This is a genomic window from Actinomadura darangshiensis, assembly GCF_004349235.1.
In the GTDB taxonomy this organism is placed as follows: domain Bacteria; phylum Actinomycetota; class Actinomycetes; order Streptosporangiales; family Streptosporangiaceae; genus Spirillospora; species Spirillospora darangshiensis.
Genome location: NZ_SMKY01000086.1, coordinates 1 through 13139, shown reverse-complemented (window position 1 = coordinate 13139; position 13139 = coordinate 1). Strand labels below are relative to the sequence as shown.

Annotated in this window: 14 protein-coding genes; 5 read left to right on the top strand and 9 right to left on the bottom strand. The window is 72.1% G+C overall.

What is annotated here, in order from left to right; translation table 11 throughout:
• Positions 1 to 1041, bottom strand: coding sequence for a M4 family metallopeptidase (locus E1293_RS19930; RefSeq protein ID WP_132198942.1), 1041 nt, complete (start codon positions 1039 to 1041; stop codon positions 1 to 3).
• A gap of 184 nt (positions 1042 to 1225) precedes the next feature.
• On the opposite strand from E1293_RS19930, the gene recO reads away from it, so the two are divergent.
• Together recO and E1293_RS19920 are read left to right on the top strand one after the other, a co-directional pair.
• Positions 1226 to 2014 (top strand): DNA repair protein RecO, encoded by a 789-nt coding sequence (recO, locus tag E1293_RS19925; RefSeq protein ID WP_132198941.1) that lies wholly within the window; start codon positions 1226 to 1228, stop codon positions 2012 to 2014.
• Complete coding sequence (locus E1293_RS19920) at positions 2011 to 2808, top strand: isoprenyl transferase (RefSeq protein WP_132198940.1); 798 nt, start codon at positions 2011 to 2013, stop codon at positions 2806 to 2808. Before recO ends, E1293_RS19920 begins: the two co-directional genes overlap by 4 nt.
• A 7-nt stretch (positions 2809 to 2815) precedes the next feature.
• Here the strand turns inward: E1293_RS19920 and E1293_RS19915 are convergent, their stop codons facing one another.
• The 7 genes from E1293_RS19915 to E1293_RS19885 all read right to left on the bottom strand — a co-directional run bounded on the left by E1293_RS19915 (position 2816) and on the right by E1293_RS19885 (position 8416).
• Positions 2816 to 3241, bottom strand: a complete 426-nt coding sequence (locus E1293_RS19915) for an OsmC family protein (RefSeq protein ID WP_132198939.1) — start codon at positions 3239 to 3241, stop codon at positions 2816 to 2818.
• A gap of 99 nt (positions 3242 to 3340) precedes the next feature.
• On the bottom strand, positions 3341 to 4954 hold the full coding sequence (locus E1293_RS19910) for a M4 family metallopeptidase (protein WP_132198938.1): 1614 nt from the start codon (positions 4952 to 4954) through the stop codon (positions 3341 to 3343).
• A gap of 181 nt (positions 4955 to 5135) precedes the next feature.
• Positions 5136 to 5522: a Fur family transcriptional regulator gene (locus E1293_RS19905; protein WP_132198937.1), complete on the bottom strand. Its 387-nt coding sequence runs from the start codon at positions 5520 to 5522 to the stop codon at positions 5136 to 5138.
• Positions 5519 to 6409 carry a metal ABC transporter permease gene (locus E1293_RS19900; RefSeq protein WP_424923649.1) on the bottom strand — a complete coding sequence of 297 codons (891 nt, stop codon included), beginning with the start codon at positions 6407 to 6409 and terminating at the stop codon, positions 5519 to 5521. The genes E1293_RS19905 and E1293_RS19900 overlap by 4 nt, the downstream gene beginning before the upstream one ends.
• A gap of 5 nt (positions 6410 to 6414) precedes the next feature.
• Positions 6415 to 7128 (bottom strand): metal ABC transporter ATP-binding protein, encoded by a 714-nt coding sequence (locus E1293_RS19895; RefSeq protein WP_165978316.1) that lies wholly within the window; start codon positions 7126 to 7128, stop codon positions 6415 to 6417.
• On the bottom strand, positions 7125 to 8075 hold the full coding sequence (locus E1293_RS19890; protein WP_132198935.1) for a metal ABC transporter substrate-binding protein: 951 nt from the start codon (positions 8073 to 8075) through the stop codon (positions 7125 to 7127). Before E1293_RS19890 ends, E1293_RS19895 begins: the two co-directional genes overlap by 4 nt.
• Positions 8076 to 8107: 32 nt before the next feature.
• The gene (locus tag E1293_RS19885) at positions 8108 to 8416 is read right to left on the bottom strand and encodes a DUF6703 family protein (protein WP_132198934.1); all 309 of its coding nucleotides are present in this window, start codon (positions 8414 to 8416) and stop codon (positions 8108 to 8110) included.
• Positions 8417 to 8513: 97 nt separating this feature from the next.
• Here E1293_RS19885 and E1293_RS19880 point away from each other — a divergent pair, with 97 nt between their 5' ends.
• The 3 genes from E1293_RS19880 to E1293_RS19870 all read left to right on the top strand — a co-directional run bounded on the left by E1293_RS19880 (position 8514) and on the right by E1293_RS19870 (position 11894).
• A complete protein-coding gene (locus tag E1293_RS19880; protein ID WP_132198933.1) occupies positions 8514 to 8798 on the top strand; it encodes an antibiotic biosynthesis monooxygenase family protein in 285 nt (94 codons plus the stop codon).
• Between the two features lie 157 nt (positions 8799 to 8955).
• Positions 8956 to 10338, top strand: coding sequence for a DUF1906 domain-containing protein (locus E1293_RS19875; protein WP_132198932.1), 1383 nt, complete (start codon positions 8956 to 8958; stop codon positions 10336 to 10338).
• A 167-nt stretch (positions 10339 to 10505) separates the two neighbouring features.
• A complete protein-coding gene (locus E1293_RS19870; protein ID WP_132198931.1) occupies positions 10506 to 11894 on the top strand; it encodes a glycine--tRNA ligase in 1389 nt (462 codons plus the stop codon).
• Between the two features lie 109 nt (positions 11895 to 12003).
• Here the strand turns inward: E1293_RS19870 and E1293_RS19865 are convergent, their stop codons facing one another.
• On the bottom strand, positions 12004 to 12681 hold the full coding sequence (locus E1293_RS19865; protein WP_132198930.1) for a hypothetical protein: 678 nt from the start codon (positions 12679 to 12681) through the stop codon (positions 12004 to 12006).
• Positions 12682 to 13139: the final 458 nt, after the last annotated feature.

Genomic DNA, 13139 nt, shown 5'->3' with positions numbered 1-13139 from the left:
CTATCCGTTCGCCTCCAGGGGGACGCCCACTCCGGCCCAAGCCTTGCTCACGGCCTTGGTCTCGACGCCCTCGGCACCGTACAGCCGGGTCGCGGCCTGCACGGTCGCGACGGCGAACCCGGCGAAGCCGACGTCGGTGGCCAGCGAGCCGCCGGTGAGCGTGTCGTACCAGACGCGGCCGGCCTTCTCCCAGGCGTTGCCGCCGATGCCGGTGGCCGCGAGGTAGAAGGCGTGGTTGGGGATGCCGGAGTTGATGTGGACGCCGCCGTTGTCGCTGTGGGTGTCGACGTAGTGGTCCATGTGGGCGGGCTGGGGGTCCTTGCCGAGCCGCGGGTCGTCGTAGGCGGTGCCGGGCTCCTTCATGGAGCGGAGCGCGACGCCGTCGACGCCGGGGGCGAGCAGGCCCTGCCCGATGAGCCAGTCGGCCCGGTCGGCGGTCTGGGCGAGATGCCACTGCTTGATGAGCGAGCCGAACACGTCCGACATGGACTCGTTGAGGGCGCCGGACTGGCCGTAGTACTCCAGGTTGGCGGTGTACTGCGTGACGCCGTGGGTGAGTTCGTGGCCGGTGACGTCGAGCGGGCCGGTGAAGTCGGTGAACACGGTGCCGTCGCCGTCCCCGTACACCATCTGCTCGCCGTTCCAGAAGGCGTTGTCGTACTTGTCGCCGTAGTGGACGGTCGAGACCATCTTGAGCCCGGCGCCGTCGATCGAGTTGCGCCGGAAGGCGGTCTCGAAGAAGTCGAAGGTGGCGCCCAGCCAGTCGTAGGCCCGGTCGGCGGTCTGGTCGCCGGTGGCCGGGGCTCCCTCCGCCCGCACGGTCCGGCCGGGGAGCTCCTCGCGGTGCCCGGCGTCGTTGATCGTCCGGTCGGGGACGAAGTCCTCGGACGGGGAGGGGGCCCCGGCCGCGGTCATCCGCCGCTCCGTGAACTGCGCGGAGGTGAGCGCCAGCGTACGGCGGGCCCGGGCGCGCAGCGCCGGGTCATCGGCGTCGCGGGCGATCCGTTCCAGCATGTGCGGTGGCACGATGTGGCATCTCATGCCACAACGCTGCCACCTCCGTGTGGTTCGAGCCACACCTTCCGGAGGGACGCTACGGCCGAATCCGGTCACGGTACGTGATTGTTATACAGCGCAGCGGGGTCGCCTTGGCGACTTGTGTAGATCCTGGGGAAATGCCTGGCCGGGCGCCGACCCATCCGGTGACGTGCGTCAGAATGAACGGGTGACCCTGTACCGCGACGAAGGCATCGTCCTGCGCACCCAGAAGCTGGGCGAGGCCGACCGCATCGTGACGGTGCTGACCCGGCGGACCGGCCGGATCCGCGCCGCGGCCAAGGGGGTCCGCAAGACCAAGTCCCGGTTCGGCGCGCGGCTGGAGCCGTTCACGCACGTGGACCTGCAGCTCTACGAGCGGCGCTCGCTCGACCTGATCACGCAGGCCGAGACGCTGCGCCCGTACGGGGAGGCGCTGGTCACCGACTACCCCCGCTACACGGCGGGGACGGCGATGCTGGAGACGGCGGAGAAGCTGACGAGCGAGGAGGGCGAGCCCGCGCTGCGGCAGTTCCTGCTGCTGATCGGCGGGCTGCGCACGCTCGCCGAGCGCGTCCACGACCCCCGGCTCGTCCTGGACGCCTACCTGCTGCGGTCGCTGTCGGTCGCCGGCTGGGCGCCCGCGCTGGACGAGTGCTGCCGCTGCGGGACCCGCGGCGGGCTGCGCGGGTTCGCCATCGCGGCGGGCGGCGCCGTCTGCGCGAACTGCCGGCAGCCGGGCGCCGCGACCCCGGCGCCGCCGACGTTCGCGCTGATGCTGGCGCTGCTGCGCGGCGACTGGGCGTACGCCGACGGCAGCGAGCAGCGGCACCGCACGGAGACCAGCGGCCTGGTCGCCGCCTACCTCCAGTGGCATCTGGAGCACGGGATCCGCTCGCTGCGCCATGTGGAGCGCGAGACCCGCGGCACCGAAGAGGGTGGGACGCGGGACGACGACACCGACAGGGAGAGAGTTTGAGCAGGGCCGTATCGCCTCCGGAACCGCATCGCAACGGCGCCGTGCCGCCCCCGATCCCCGCGGACCTCGTCCCGCGGCACGTCGCCATCGTCATGGACGGCAACGGCCGCTGGGCCAAGGAGCGCGCGCTGCCGCGCACCGAGGGGCACAAGCGCGGCGAGGACTCGCTCTTCGACGTGATCATGGGCGCGATCGAGCTGGGCGTCCCGTACCTGTCGGCGTACGCGTTCTCGACGGAGAACTGGAAGCGGTCGCCGGACGAGGTGCGCTTCCTCATGGGCTTCAACCGGGACGTGATCCGCCGCCGCCGCGACCAGCTCCACTCGATGGGCGTGCGGGTGCGGTGGGCGGGCCGGCGGCCGAAGCTGTGGCGCAGCGTCATCAAGGAGCTGGAGACGGCCGAGGAGATGACGCGCGGCAACGACGTCCTCACCCTGCAGTTCTGCGTGAACTACGGGGGCCGCGCCGAGATCGTGGACGCCGCGGCGGCGATCGCCCGGGACGTCCGCGACGGCCGGCTCAACCCCGACAAGCTCAACGAGAAGCTCTTCGCCCGCTACCTGGACGAGCCCGGCATCCCGGACGTGGACCTGTTCGTGCGCTCGTCGGGGGAGCAGCGCACCTCCAACTTCCTGCTCTGGCAGTCGGCGTACGCGGAGATGGTGTTCCTCGACACGCTGTGGCCCGACTTCGACCGCCGCCACCTCTGGCACGCGTGCGAGCTCTACGCCTCAAGGGATCGCCGTTACGGCGGCGCGATTCCGAACAAGGTGGAACCGGCCGCCGCCGGCTGACCCCCGTTCAGGCGAGGGCGGCGTCCAGGGTGATGGTGGTGCCGGCCAGGGCCTGGCTGACCGGGCAGCCGGCCTTGGCGTCCTGGGCGGCCTTCTCGAAGTCGGCCGCGGACAGGCCGGGCACGCTCGCCCGGACGGTCAGGTGGATGCCGGTGATGCCCTCGCCCGGCTGGAAGGTGACCTCGGCCTTGGTGTCCACCTTCTCCGGCGGGGTCCCGGCGCCGGCGAGGCCGTGCGAGAGCGCCATCGAGTAGCAGGTGGAGTGCGCGGCGGCGATGAGCTCCTCCGGGCTCGTCCGGCCGGCCGGCTCCTCGGACCGCGACGCCCAGGTCACGTCGTAGGTGCCGAGCTTCGAAGAGTCCAGCGAGACGGTGCCCTGGCCTTCCAGGAGCGAGCCTTCCCAGTGCGCGTTCGCAGTGCGTGTCGTAGCCATGCCTCCGATTCTCCACCATGGCCCCGCGGCGCGGATCACCAACCCGGAAAGCCCCGCGCCCGGATGGACGCGGGGCTTCCCGTCCCCGGAACAGGGGTCCTAGTTGACGTTCACCGCGGACCAGGCCGCCGCGACGGTGTTGTACTGCGTGCTGCCCGCGCCGAAGAGGTCCTTGGCCGCGCTCAGGGTCGCGGTCCGCGCGCCCTTGTAGTCGGTCGAGGACGTCATGTACGTGGTCAGCGCCCGGTACCAGATCTTCGTGGCGGCGTCCCGGCCGATGCCGGTGACCGTGGAGCCGTTGGACGTCGGGCTGTCGTAGGAGACGCCGTTGACCGTCTTCGCGCCGCTGCCCTCGGACAGCAGGTAGTAGAAGTGGTTGGCGACCCCCGAGGAGTAGTGCACGTCGAGGTTCTTGGTGTTGGACGACCAGGCGTCGGCGGACTGGCCGTCCCTGCTGGGCTTGTCCATGAAGCGCAGCGCGGGCTGGCCGAGGCCGGGCAGGGCGACCTCTTCGCCGACCAGGTAGTCGCCGACGTCGCCCGAGTTGTTCGCGTAGAACTCCACGGCGGCGGCCATGATGTCGGACGTCGCCTCGTTCAGCCCGCCCGACTCACCGGAGTAGGTGAGGTTCGCGGTCGAGCTGGTGACGCCGTGGCTCATCTCGTGCGCGGCCACGTCCAGGGACGTGAGCGGGCCGAGGCTGGTGCCGTCGCCGTCGCCGTAGGTCATGCAGAAGCACGAGTCGTCCCAGAACGCGTTGGCGTAGCCGTCGCCGTAGTGGACGCGGTTGAACGACCCCTTGCCGTCGCCCGCGATGCCGGTGCGGCCGAAGACGTTCTTGTAGAAGTCCCACGTCATGTCCGTGCCGAACTGGGCGTCGACGGCGACGGTGGCGCGGTCGGACGTCGTGCCGCTGCCCCAGTGGTTGTCGGCGTCGGTGAACAGCGTGGCGGGGGCCCGCTTGATGCACCAGATGAGGATGCAGAGGTCGGTGTCGTTCTCGGCGTCCCCGGTGTAGGTGTTCCCGCGCGTCGGGTCCTTCAGCTGGTAGCCGCTGCCGGACTTCGTGGTCTGCAGCGGGACCGTCCCGGTGTAGAGCGACTTGCCGTCGCCCGCGTCGGTGTGGATCGTCTCCTCGCGCAGCAGGACCTTGCCGGTCGCGGCGTCCACGGAGGTGCGGACGCGGCTGGGCGTGCCGTCCGCCTGCTTGCCGACCGTCTGCACGCGCCAGGCGAGGCGCGGCTGGTGGTCGGCGGTGCGGGACTCCACGACGAGCGCGGGGGAGCCGTCCACCTTGCGGTGCTTGGTGACGGCGCGCTTCTCGGCGGTCTTGGCGGAGACCTCCGGGCTGGAGTCGGCCGGCGCCTTGGCGAGCGTGAGGGTGCTGCCGCGCCACTTGCCGGCCGCCGTCTGGTGCACGACGACGTCGCCGCCGAGGACGGGCAGGCCGTCGTAGCTGCGGGCCATCCGGGTGTGCGAGGTGCCGTCCCGGTCCATCGCGACCCGGACGACCTTGAACGCCTGCCCGTTCCCGCCGCGCACCTCGGTGCCGCGCCCGGTGAGCGCGCTCAGCGCGTGCTCGGCGGCGGCGCGCGGGCCGGGTGGGGAAGGCGCCTGGCGTGCGGACGCGGGCACCGCGGTGCCGGCCGTCGCGAGCAGCGTCGCCGAGGCCAGGAGCACGGCCCTTCGGCTGGTGATCGCCCGTCTTGTCATGAACGCCCTCTCGTGCGGGCGCCACGCACCCCCCGGGGGCCCGACGGCGGGCCTGCCGTGGCGACGTGCATATTTATGACATAGGCGTACTCACAAGTAGATGTGACAATTTGCCAAGAAACACCTACACAGCGTGTGAAATGCCGGGCTTGTCAGTGCTCAGCGGGCGGTCAGCGGCCCTTCAGGATCGCCTGCCGGCGCAGTCCGCGCAGGTGCCGAACACCTCGACGGTGTGCGTGATGTCGGCGAAGCCGTGCTCGGCGGCGATCGCGTCCGCCCAGCGCTCCACGGCCGGGCCCTCGACCTCGACCGTCCGGCCGCAGTCGCGGCAGACCAGGTGGTGGTGGTGCTGCTCGGTGCGGCACGCGCGGTAGACGGCCTCGCCCTCGTCGGTGCGCAGCACGTCGACCTCGCCCGCGTCGCTGAGCGCCTGCAGCGCCCGGTACACGGTGGTCAGGCCGATCTTGGAGCCGTCGGCGCGCAGGTCGGCGTAGATGTCCTGTGCGCTGCGGAAGCCCTCGCAGCCGGCCAGCACCTGCCGTACCGCGTCCCGGCGGGCCGTCGTCATCCCCGTAGCACCTCCGCCTCGCCATCCACGCGCGTCTCGGCGCCCTGCCCGGCGCGGACCGCGTCCCCGGCCGCGACGGCGCGGGCGCGCCTGCGCCGCACCACCGAGCCCCCGCCGACCGCGAGCACGAACACCGCCAGCGCCAGCAGCACGATCGAGGGGCCCGGGGGGAGATCGTACTGGAAGGAACCCGCCAGGCCCGATACGGCCGACAGTACACCGACGCCCATCGCGGCCAGCATCGTGCTCCAGAACCCGCGGGTGAGCTGCTGCGCCGCCGCCACCGGGACGATCATCAGCGCGCTGACCAGCAGCAGCCCGATCGCGCGCATCGAGATCACCACGGTGACCGCGGCGGTCGCGGCGATCAGCACGCTGAGGAACCGGACGGGCAGCCCCGCCGCCCGCGCGACCTCCTCGTCCTGGCACAGCAGGAACAGCTCGCGGCCGAACAGCGCGATGATCGCCAGGACGGCGGCGGCCAGCCCGGCGACCACGTACAGGTCGGCCACCGTCACGCTGCTGATCGAGCCGAACAGGTAGGACTGCAGGCTCGCCGAGCCGCCGCCGTTGGCGTTGGTCAGGATCACGCCGCCCGCCAGCCCGCCGTAGAACAGCAGCGCGAGCGCTACGTCCGCACCGCTGCGGCTGCGGGCGCGCAGGACCTCGATCGCGACCGCGCCCAGCACCGACACCACGAGCGCGCCGAGGACGGGGGAGGTGCTGGTGAGCAGCCCCAGCCCGATGCCCGTCAGCGCGATGTGCCCGATGCCGTCGCCGAGCAGCGACAGCCTGCGCTGGACGATGAACGTCCCCACGGCGGGCGCCGTCAGCCCGATGAGCACCGCCATCACCAGGGCGATGCGCATGAAGTCGTAGTGGAGCATCTCGCTCACGCGGGCCTCCCCAGGGGTTCGCGGACGGCGTCCTCACGGACGATGCGGCCGTGGCCCAGCTCGACCGTGCGGGTGATGAGCGGTTCCATCGGCCCCAGCTCGTGCGCGACGAGGACGACCGTGCGTCCATCCCGGGCGAGCTCGTGCAGGGTCGAGGCGAGCGCCGCCTGGCTGCCCGCGTCCACGCCGGCGGTGGGCTCGTCCAGCACGAAGACGTCCGGCTCGCCGGCGAGCGCGCGGGCGATCAGCACCCGCTGCTGCTGGCCGCCCGACAGCAGGTGCGCCGAGTCGCGGGCGCTCGCGGTGAGGCCGACCGCCTTCAGCGCGCGATCGACGGCGGCGCGGTCGGCGGCCCGGTCGGCGAACGGCGCCGGGCGCCAGCGGGACCGCCTGGCCACGCGTCCGGACGCCACCACCTCCCGGACGGTCGCGGGGACGCCGCCGCCCATCGGCAGCCGCTGCGGGACGTACCCGATCCGCTTCCAGTCCCGGAACCGGGCGGGCGGCTCGCCGTAGATCTCGGCCCGGCCGGCGGCCAGCGGGACGAGCCCGAGCAGCGCCTTGACCAGCGTGGACTTGCCCGCCCCGTTCGGCCCGAGGACGGCGAGCACGTCGCCGGCGGCCACCCGCAGGTCGACGCCGGCGAGCACCTCGCGGCCGTCCCGCCGGACGAGGCCGCCGGTCATCGCCAGCGGCGGGGGCGCGGTCATGAGCACTCCAGGGCGGGACGCAGCGTCCGCAGGTTCTTCCGCATGATCGTCAGGTAGTCGCCGGACGCGCCGTCCTCGATGCCCTCGACCGGGTCGAGCACGGCCGTCCGCACGCCCGCCTCCCGCGCCAGCGACTCGGCGACCTCCGGGCTGGCCAGCGTCTCGGTGAAGACCGTCGTCGCGCCGGTGGCGGACACGAGCCGGGTCAGCTCCGCCAGCCGCTTGGGCGACGGCTCGGCGGACGGGTCCACGCCCGCGACCGGGATCTGCCGGAGCCCGTAGCGGTCCGCCAGGTAGCCGAACGCGGCGTGCGCGGTGACGATCTCCTTGCGCCCGCAGGACTTCAGGCCGTCCCGGAACTCGCGGTCGAGCGCGGTCAGCCGCCCGGCGGTGGTCCGGGCGCGCTCCCGGTAGCCGGTCGCGTGGCCGGGGTCGGCGGTGGCGAGCCGGTCGCCGAGCGCGGTCGCGACGGCGGCCATGCGGCTCGGATCGAGCCAGATGTGCGGGTCGTAGGGCGCATCCCGGTGCCGGATCCCGTCGTGGGCCTCTTCGTCGTCCGTCTCGTCCGGCGGCGGCAGGGTCTCGACCAGGCTCGCGGCGTCGAGCGACCGGTCCTTCGCATGCCCCTGGACGGCGTCGTCCACGGCCGGCTGGACGCCCTTCACGTAGACGGCGAAATCGGCGTCCGCGACGTTCGCGACCTGCCGCGCCGTCAGCTCCAGGTCGTGCGGCTCGGTGCCGGGCTTGGTGAGCGTCCGCACGAAGACGTCGCTTCCGCCGACCTCTTCGGCCAGCCACGCCACGGGGTAGAAGGAGGCGACCACCGCGGTCTTGCCCGGCGGGACGTCCGCGTCCGCGGCGGTGCAGCCCGTCAGGCCCGCCGCCAGCCCGGCGAGCGCCAGGGCCGTCGCGGGCGCGGCGCGGAGGGCGGTACGGGTACGGGACACCTCGCGATTATGGACGAAGATGAAAACGGTTGTCAAAACCGACCAATACCGCGCCCCAGGGCGAACCCCACCAGGATCGCCAACGCGACGATCCGCAGGATCCTTCCCGAACCGTCCAGCGCGGGCCAGTTCAGGTAGGCGAACCAGGCCAGCGCCACCGCGAGCACCAGCAGCCCGGCCGCGGCGACCCAGCCCGACCCCGCCATACCGATCACGAGCAGCACGAACACCGCGACGAGCAGGACCCACCGCGGCATCCGGTGCAGGAACACCACCGGCGCCGCGCTCCGCCGCTCGACCGCCGCGCGCAACCCGGTCCCGCCCTCACCTCTGGTCTCCACCCGCCCAACGTAACGAACCCGGTTCGTCCTCGGCAGCCCGGAAGGCTCACGGCTGCGAACCGGCCGGACGAACCGGATTCGCTGCGAAGATGTCCAGATGATCGCGATAACCCGGTACCGGGTGCCGGGAGAGGAGTCCGACGGCTTCGCCGAGAGCATGACCGAGGTGCTGGCGGCGCTGTCCGCCAGCCCCGGCTTCCGCTCCGGCCGCCTGGCCCGCACCGTGGACGACCCCGGCCTCTGGGCCCTGGTCACCGAATGGGACGGCGCGGGCCACTACCGCCGCGCACTGGGGGCCTACGACGTACGCCTGAAATTCATGCCCCTGGCCGCGATGGCGGTGGACGAACCGGGCGCCTACGAGGTCGTCACCTCCCGTTGACCTGCGGCGTGTCGTTGTCATCCGCCCGGCCATGACAACGACACGCCGCAAGTCAACGAAGCGGGCAACCGGTGGGCAAGAAGCGTCCTGGGCCGGTTTCGGTGGGGCCGGCCATGGTCATCTTTGCCGGACACGATCACGTCCGCGGGGGGATCTGATGCGCCATGCCGTCCTGTTCTGCGTGCTGTCCGGGGCGGCGGTCGTCGCCCCCGTCCTCGCCGTCGCCGGGACGGACGCCGCGCCGCGCGGACCCGCCGCGCTGACCGGCGCCGCCGCGGGCGGGCGTGTCGTCGAGTACCGGGGGCTGCGCATCCCGGTCCCGGCCGGCTGGGCGGTGCACCGGCTCGCCGAGGAACCCGCCCGCTGCGTCCGCTACGACCGGCACGCCGTCTATCTCGGCCGGCCCGGGGCGCAGCCCGACTGCCCCGCCCGCGTCGTCGGCCGCACCGAGGCCGTCCACGTCCAGCCCGCCGGGGACGTGCGGACCGCGCGGACCGTCGTCCACGGCGACAAGCTCGCCGCGCTCATCGTGAAGCCGTCCGTCGACCACGAGACGCGCCTCACCCTCCCCGAGGCCGGCGTCACGATCACCGGCGTGTACGGCAGCGACCCGGGACGGCTCCAGCGGGTGCTGCGCGGTACCCGGCTCGCCGCGGGGCGGACCGCCGCGCCGCCCGAGCCCGCCGTCCGGCGGATGGCCACCACGATCCCCCCGGCCCCGGACGGGGAACCGGCGTCCGGAGAGGCGTCCGGCCAGGCCGCGCCGCCCGACCAAACCGTGCCGCCCGACCTGGCCGCGCCGCCCGACCAGAGCACGCCGCCCGATCAGGGGACGGTGCCGGACGAGGCGCTGGAGCGGCCGTGGGTTCGCGGCAAGGGCTTCGACACCTGCACGGCCCCGTCCCTCGTCACCATGAAGGCGTGGCGGCCCTCGTTCAAGGTCACCAACATCTACATCGGCGGCGCCGCCCGCGGCTGCGCCCAGCCGAACCTCAGCGCGTCCTGGGTCAAGCAGGTGCGCAAGATGGGGTACCGCATCACGCCGACCTACGTGGGCCTCCAGGCCCCCTGCGGCACCCGCCCGCAGCGCTTCACCGCCAAGAACGCCGCCTCGCAGGGGACGAAGGCCGCCGTGGACGCCGCCCGCAAGGCCGGGGCGCTCGGCATCCCGGCGGGCAAGCCGATCTACTTCGACATGGAGGCCTACAACTTCAAGAAGGCCGCCTGCAAGGCGGCCGTCCTCCGGTTCGTGGACAACTGGGTCGACCGGCTGAAGAAGGAGGGGTATGAGCCCTGCCTCTACAGCAGCGCCAAGTCCGGCATCCGGGACGTGGCCCGGTCCACCGGGACCAGCAAGCCCGTCGCCGTCTGGTTCGCGAACTGGGACGGCCGCGCCAAGGTGGACGGCGACCCGTTCGTCCCGGACGGCCTGTGGTCCCCGCACCGCCGCATCAAGCAGTACCGCGGCGGCCACAAGGAGAAGCACGGCGGCGTCACCCTGAACATCGACAGCAACATCGCCGACGGGCGCGTCTACTAGGGCCTGCTCAGCGGTCCCGGTGCTCTAAGCTGGGCGATGCCCTCCGGCGGCGGCGACGACCGCGCCGGGGCACATCACCGGGGATCACACTCGCCGCCGCCCGCCGTTCCCGCGGACCGGGGCGCACTCACTGTCCCGCCGACCGCCAGCCGGATGGAGAATATTTCATGGCACGCCGTTCCGATGTGCTGGACACGATCGTCAACCTCGCCAAGCGGCGCGGCCTGGTCTACCCGTCGAGCGAGATCTACGGCGGGCTCCGCGCGTCCTGGGACTACGGGCCGCTCGGCGTCGAGCTGAAGAACAACGTCAAGCGCCAGTGGTGGAAGTCCATGGTGCAGGGCCGCGACGACATCGTCGGCCTCGACTCGTGCGTCATCCTGGCCCGCGAGGTCTGGGAGGCCAGCGGCCACGTGCAGGCGTTCGTCGACCCGCTCACCGAGTGCCAGTCCTGCCACAAGCGCTTCCGGGCCGACCACCTGGAGGAGTCCTACGAGGACAAGCACGGCCGGCCGCCCGCGAACGGCCTCGCCGACATCTCCTGCCCCAACTGCGGCGTCAAGGGCTCCTTCACCGAGCCGAAGATGTTCAACGGCCTGCTCAAGACCTACCTCGGCCCCGTCGAGGACGAGTCGGGCCTGGCCTTCCTGCGGCCCGAGACCGCGCAGGGCATCTTCATCAACTACCTGAACGTGCAGCAGTCCGCGCGCCGCAAGGTGCCGTTCGGCATCGGGCAGATCGGCAAGTCGTTCCGCAACGAGATCACCCCCGGCAACTTCATCTTCCGCACCCGTGAGTTCGAGCAGATGGAGATGGAGTTCTTCGTCAAGCCCGGCAGCGACGAGGAATGGCACCAGTACTGGATCGACGAGCGCATGCAGTGGTACGTCGACCTCGGCATCAGCAAGGAGAACCTGCGGCTCTTCGAGCACCCGCAGGAGAAGCTGTCGCACTACTCCAAGCGCACCGTGGACGTGGAGTACAAGTTCGACTTCGCCGGCAGCGAGTGGGGCGAGCTGGAGGGCATCGCCAACCGCACCGACTACGACCTGGCGACCCACTCCAAGGCGTCCGGCGCCGACCTGTCGTTCTTCGACCAGGAGTCCGGCGAGCGGTTCACCCCGTACGTGATCGAGCCCGCGGCGGGCGTCGACCGCTGCACGCTCACGTTCATGATGGACGCCTACGCCGAGGACGAGGCGCCCAACGCCAAGGGCAAGCTGGAGAAGCGGACCGTCATGCGGCTCGACCGCCGGCTCGCCCCGGTCAAGGTCGCGGTGCTGCCGCTGTCGCGCAACTCCGACCTGTCCCCGAAGGCCCGCGACCTCGCCGCCCGGCTGCGCCGCAACTGGAACGTCGACTTCGACGACGCCGGCGCCATCGGCCGCCGCTACCGCCGCCAGGACGAGATCGGCACCCCGTTCTGCGTCACCGTCGACTTCGACACCCTGGAGGACGACGCGGTCACCGTCCGGGAGCGCGACACGATGAGCCAGGAGCGCATCGCGATCGGCCAGGTCGAGGCTTTCCTCGCCGCGCAGCTCGTCGGCTGCTGACGGCCGCCGCGCGAACCGCTACGGGCCGCCCCCCGCGGGGAAGGGGGCGGCCCGCTTCATGGGAGCACCTCTGGGAGCGTGTCCTGATGGGAGCGTTCTCTGAGGAGCGTCAGCCCGTGACGTACAGGGACTGGTCGTAGGTGCCGGATCCGGCGGTGGTCTCGCCGGTCAGGGCGTAGTTGGCGGTGACGGTGGCGGTGCCGGGGCAGAGGAAGCTGCCGCCGGTCTTGCTGACCTGGGCTCCCTGGACGCCGACCTGGGCCTCGGAGCTGCCGGTGTCGGGCCGCGAGGCGTTGTCGCCGTTGAAGCCGTTGGCGGTCAGGTTGCCGCCGAACTCGCAGGTGATGCCGCCGAAGATGTCCACGGTGGCCTTGACGCTGAAGTTGGCGATGGTGACGGTGCCGTCGCGTCCGTTGGTGTGGCCGGCGTCGAAGGCGACGCTGCCGCCCGTCCAGGGCAGGTTCTGCGTCTCGATCGTCGCGCTGGTGGTGCCGGAGCAGGCACCGCCGTTGTCGCCGCTGAAGGTGGCGCTGCTCACGCTGAGGTCGCTGCCGTCGGAGTTGATGGATCCGGTCATCGTCGACTCGGTGCAGGATCCGTCGCCGATCGACGTGGAGACCGTGGCGGTCCCCAGCAGCGACGCCTGGACGTTGCCGGAGTAGGCGTCGGCCGTGGCCGAGCCCTTGCGGATGGTGGTGCCGGCTGCGGCCGACGCGGGGGCGATGCCCGCGGCGAGGACGGCCAGCGCGGCCGTGCCGATGATCGCGGTCTGTTTGATACGTGCCACCGGAAACTCCTCTGTCCGGTTCGGGGTGGGCATACGCGAAAGTAATTCGCGTATCGGCCGCGGGCAACGGATCGCGGCCGATTGCGGCCTGGCCAGATTGGGACACCAGCCAGTGTCTGCTGGTAAAGGCGTACGGCGCGGGGGTGCAACCGCTTTGTCACCGCCGGGCCGCCTTGACGGCCGCGCGATTGCGTGTCGGGCGTGTGCCCTCCGCCGTTTTGGGAACCTGGGCTAGGTTGGCTGGAACGGCCGGACGGACCCGCCCGGTGAGCGAGGGAGGACGGCATGCGCGACCCGCACCGCCCCTCCCTGCCCGGCCTGAAACCGCCGGTCGCACGGCTGCTCGTCCTCGCTCTCGGCCTCTTCGGGTTCGTCGTCGCACCGGCCTCCGGGTGCGTTCCGGCCGCCGCGTCCGCGGCCGTCTCCGGCGTCCGGACCGGGCCGGCGCAGACCGCACC

Coding starts and splice junctions, on each gene's coding strand:
- E1293_RS19900 (WP_424923649.1), bottom strand. CDS start 6,409: ATGCTCCACTACGACTTCATGCGCATCGCCCTGGTGATGGCGGTGCTC.
- E1293_RS19905 (WP_132198937.1), bottom strand. CDS start 5,522: ATGACGACGGCCCGCCGGGACGCGGTACGGCAGGTGCTGGCCGGCTGC.
- E1293_RS19930 (WP_132198942.1), bottom strand. CDS start 1,041: ATGAGATGCCACATCGTGCCACCGCACATGCTGGAACGGATCGCCCGC.
- E1293_RS19895 (WP_165978316.1), bottom strand. CDS start 7,128: ATGACCGCGCCCCCGCCGCTGGCGATGACCGGCGGCCTCGTCCGGCGG.
- E1293_RS19915 (WP_132198939.1), bottom strand. CDS start 3,241: ATGGCTACGACACGCACTGCGAACGCGCACTGGGAAGGCTCGCTCCTG.
- E1293_RS19870 (WP_132198931.1), top strand. CDS start 10,506: ATGGCACGCCGTTCCGATGTGCTGGACACGATCGTCAACCTCGCCAAG.
- E1293_RS19880 (WP_132198933.1), top strand. CDS start 8,514: ATGATCGCGATAACCCGGTACCGGGTGCCGGGAGAGGAGTCCGACGGC.
- E1293_RS19910 (WP_132198938.1), bottom strand. CDS start 4,954: ATGACAAGACGGGCGATCACCAGCCGAAGGGCCGTGCTCCTGGCCTCG.
- E1293_RS19875 (WP_132198932.1), top strand. CDS start 8,956: ATGCGCCATGCCGTCCTGTTCTGCGTGCTGTCCGGGGCGGCGGTCGTC.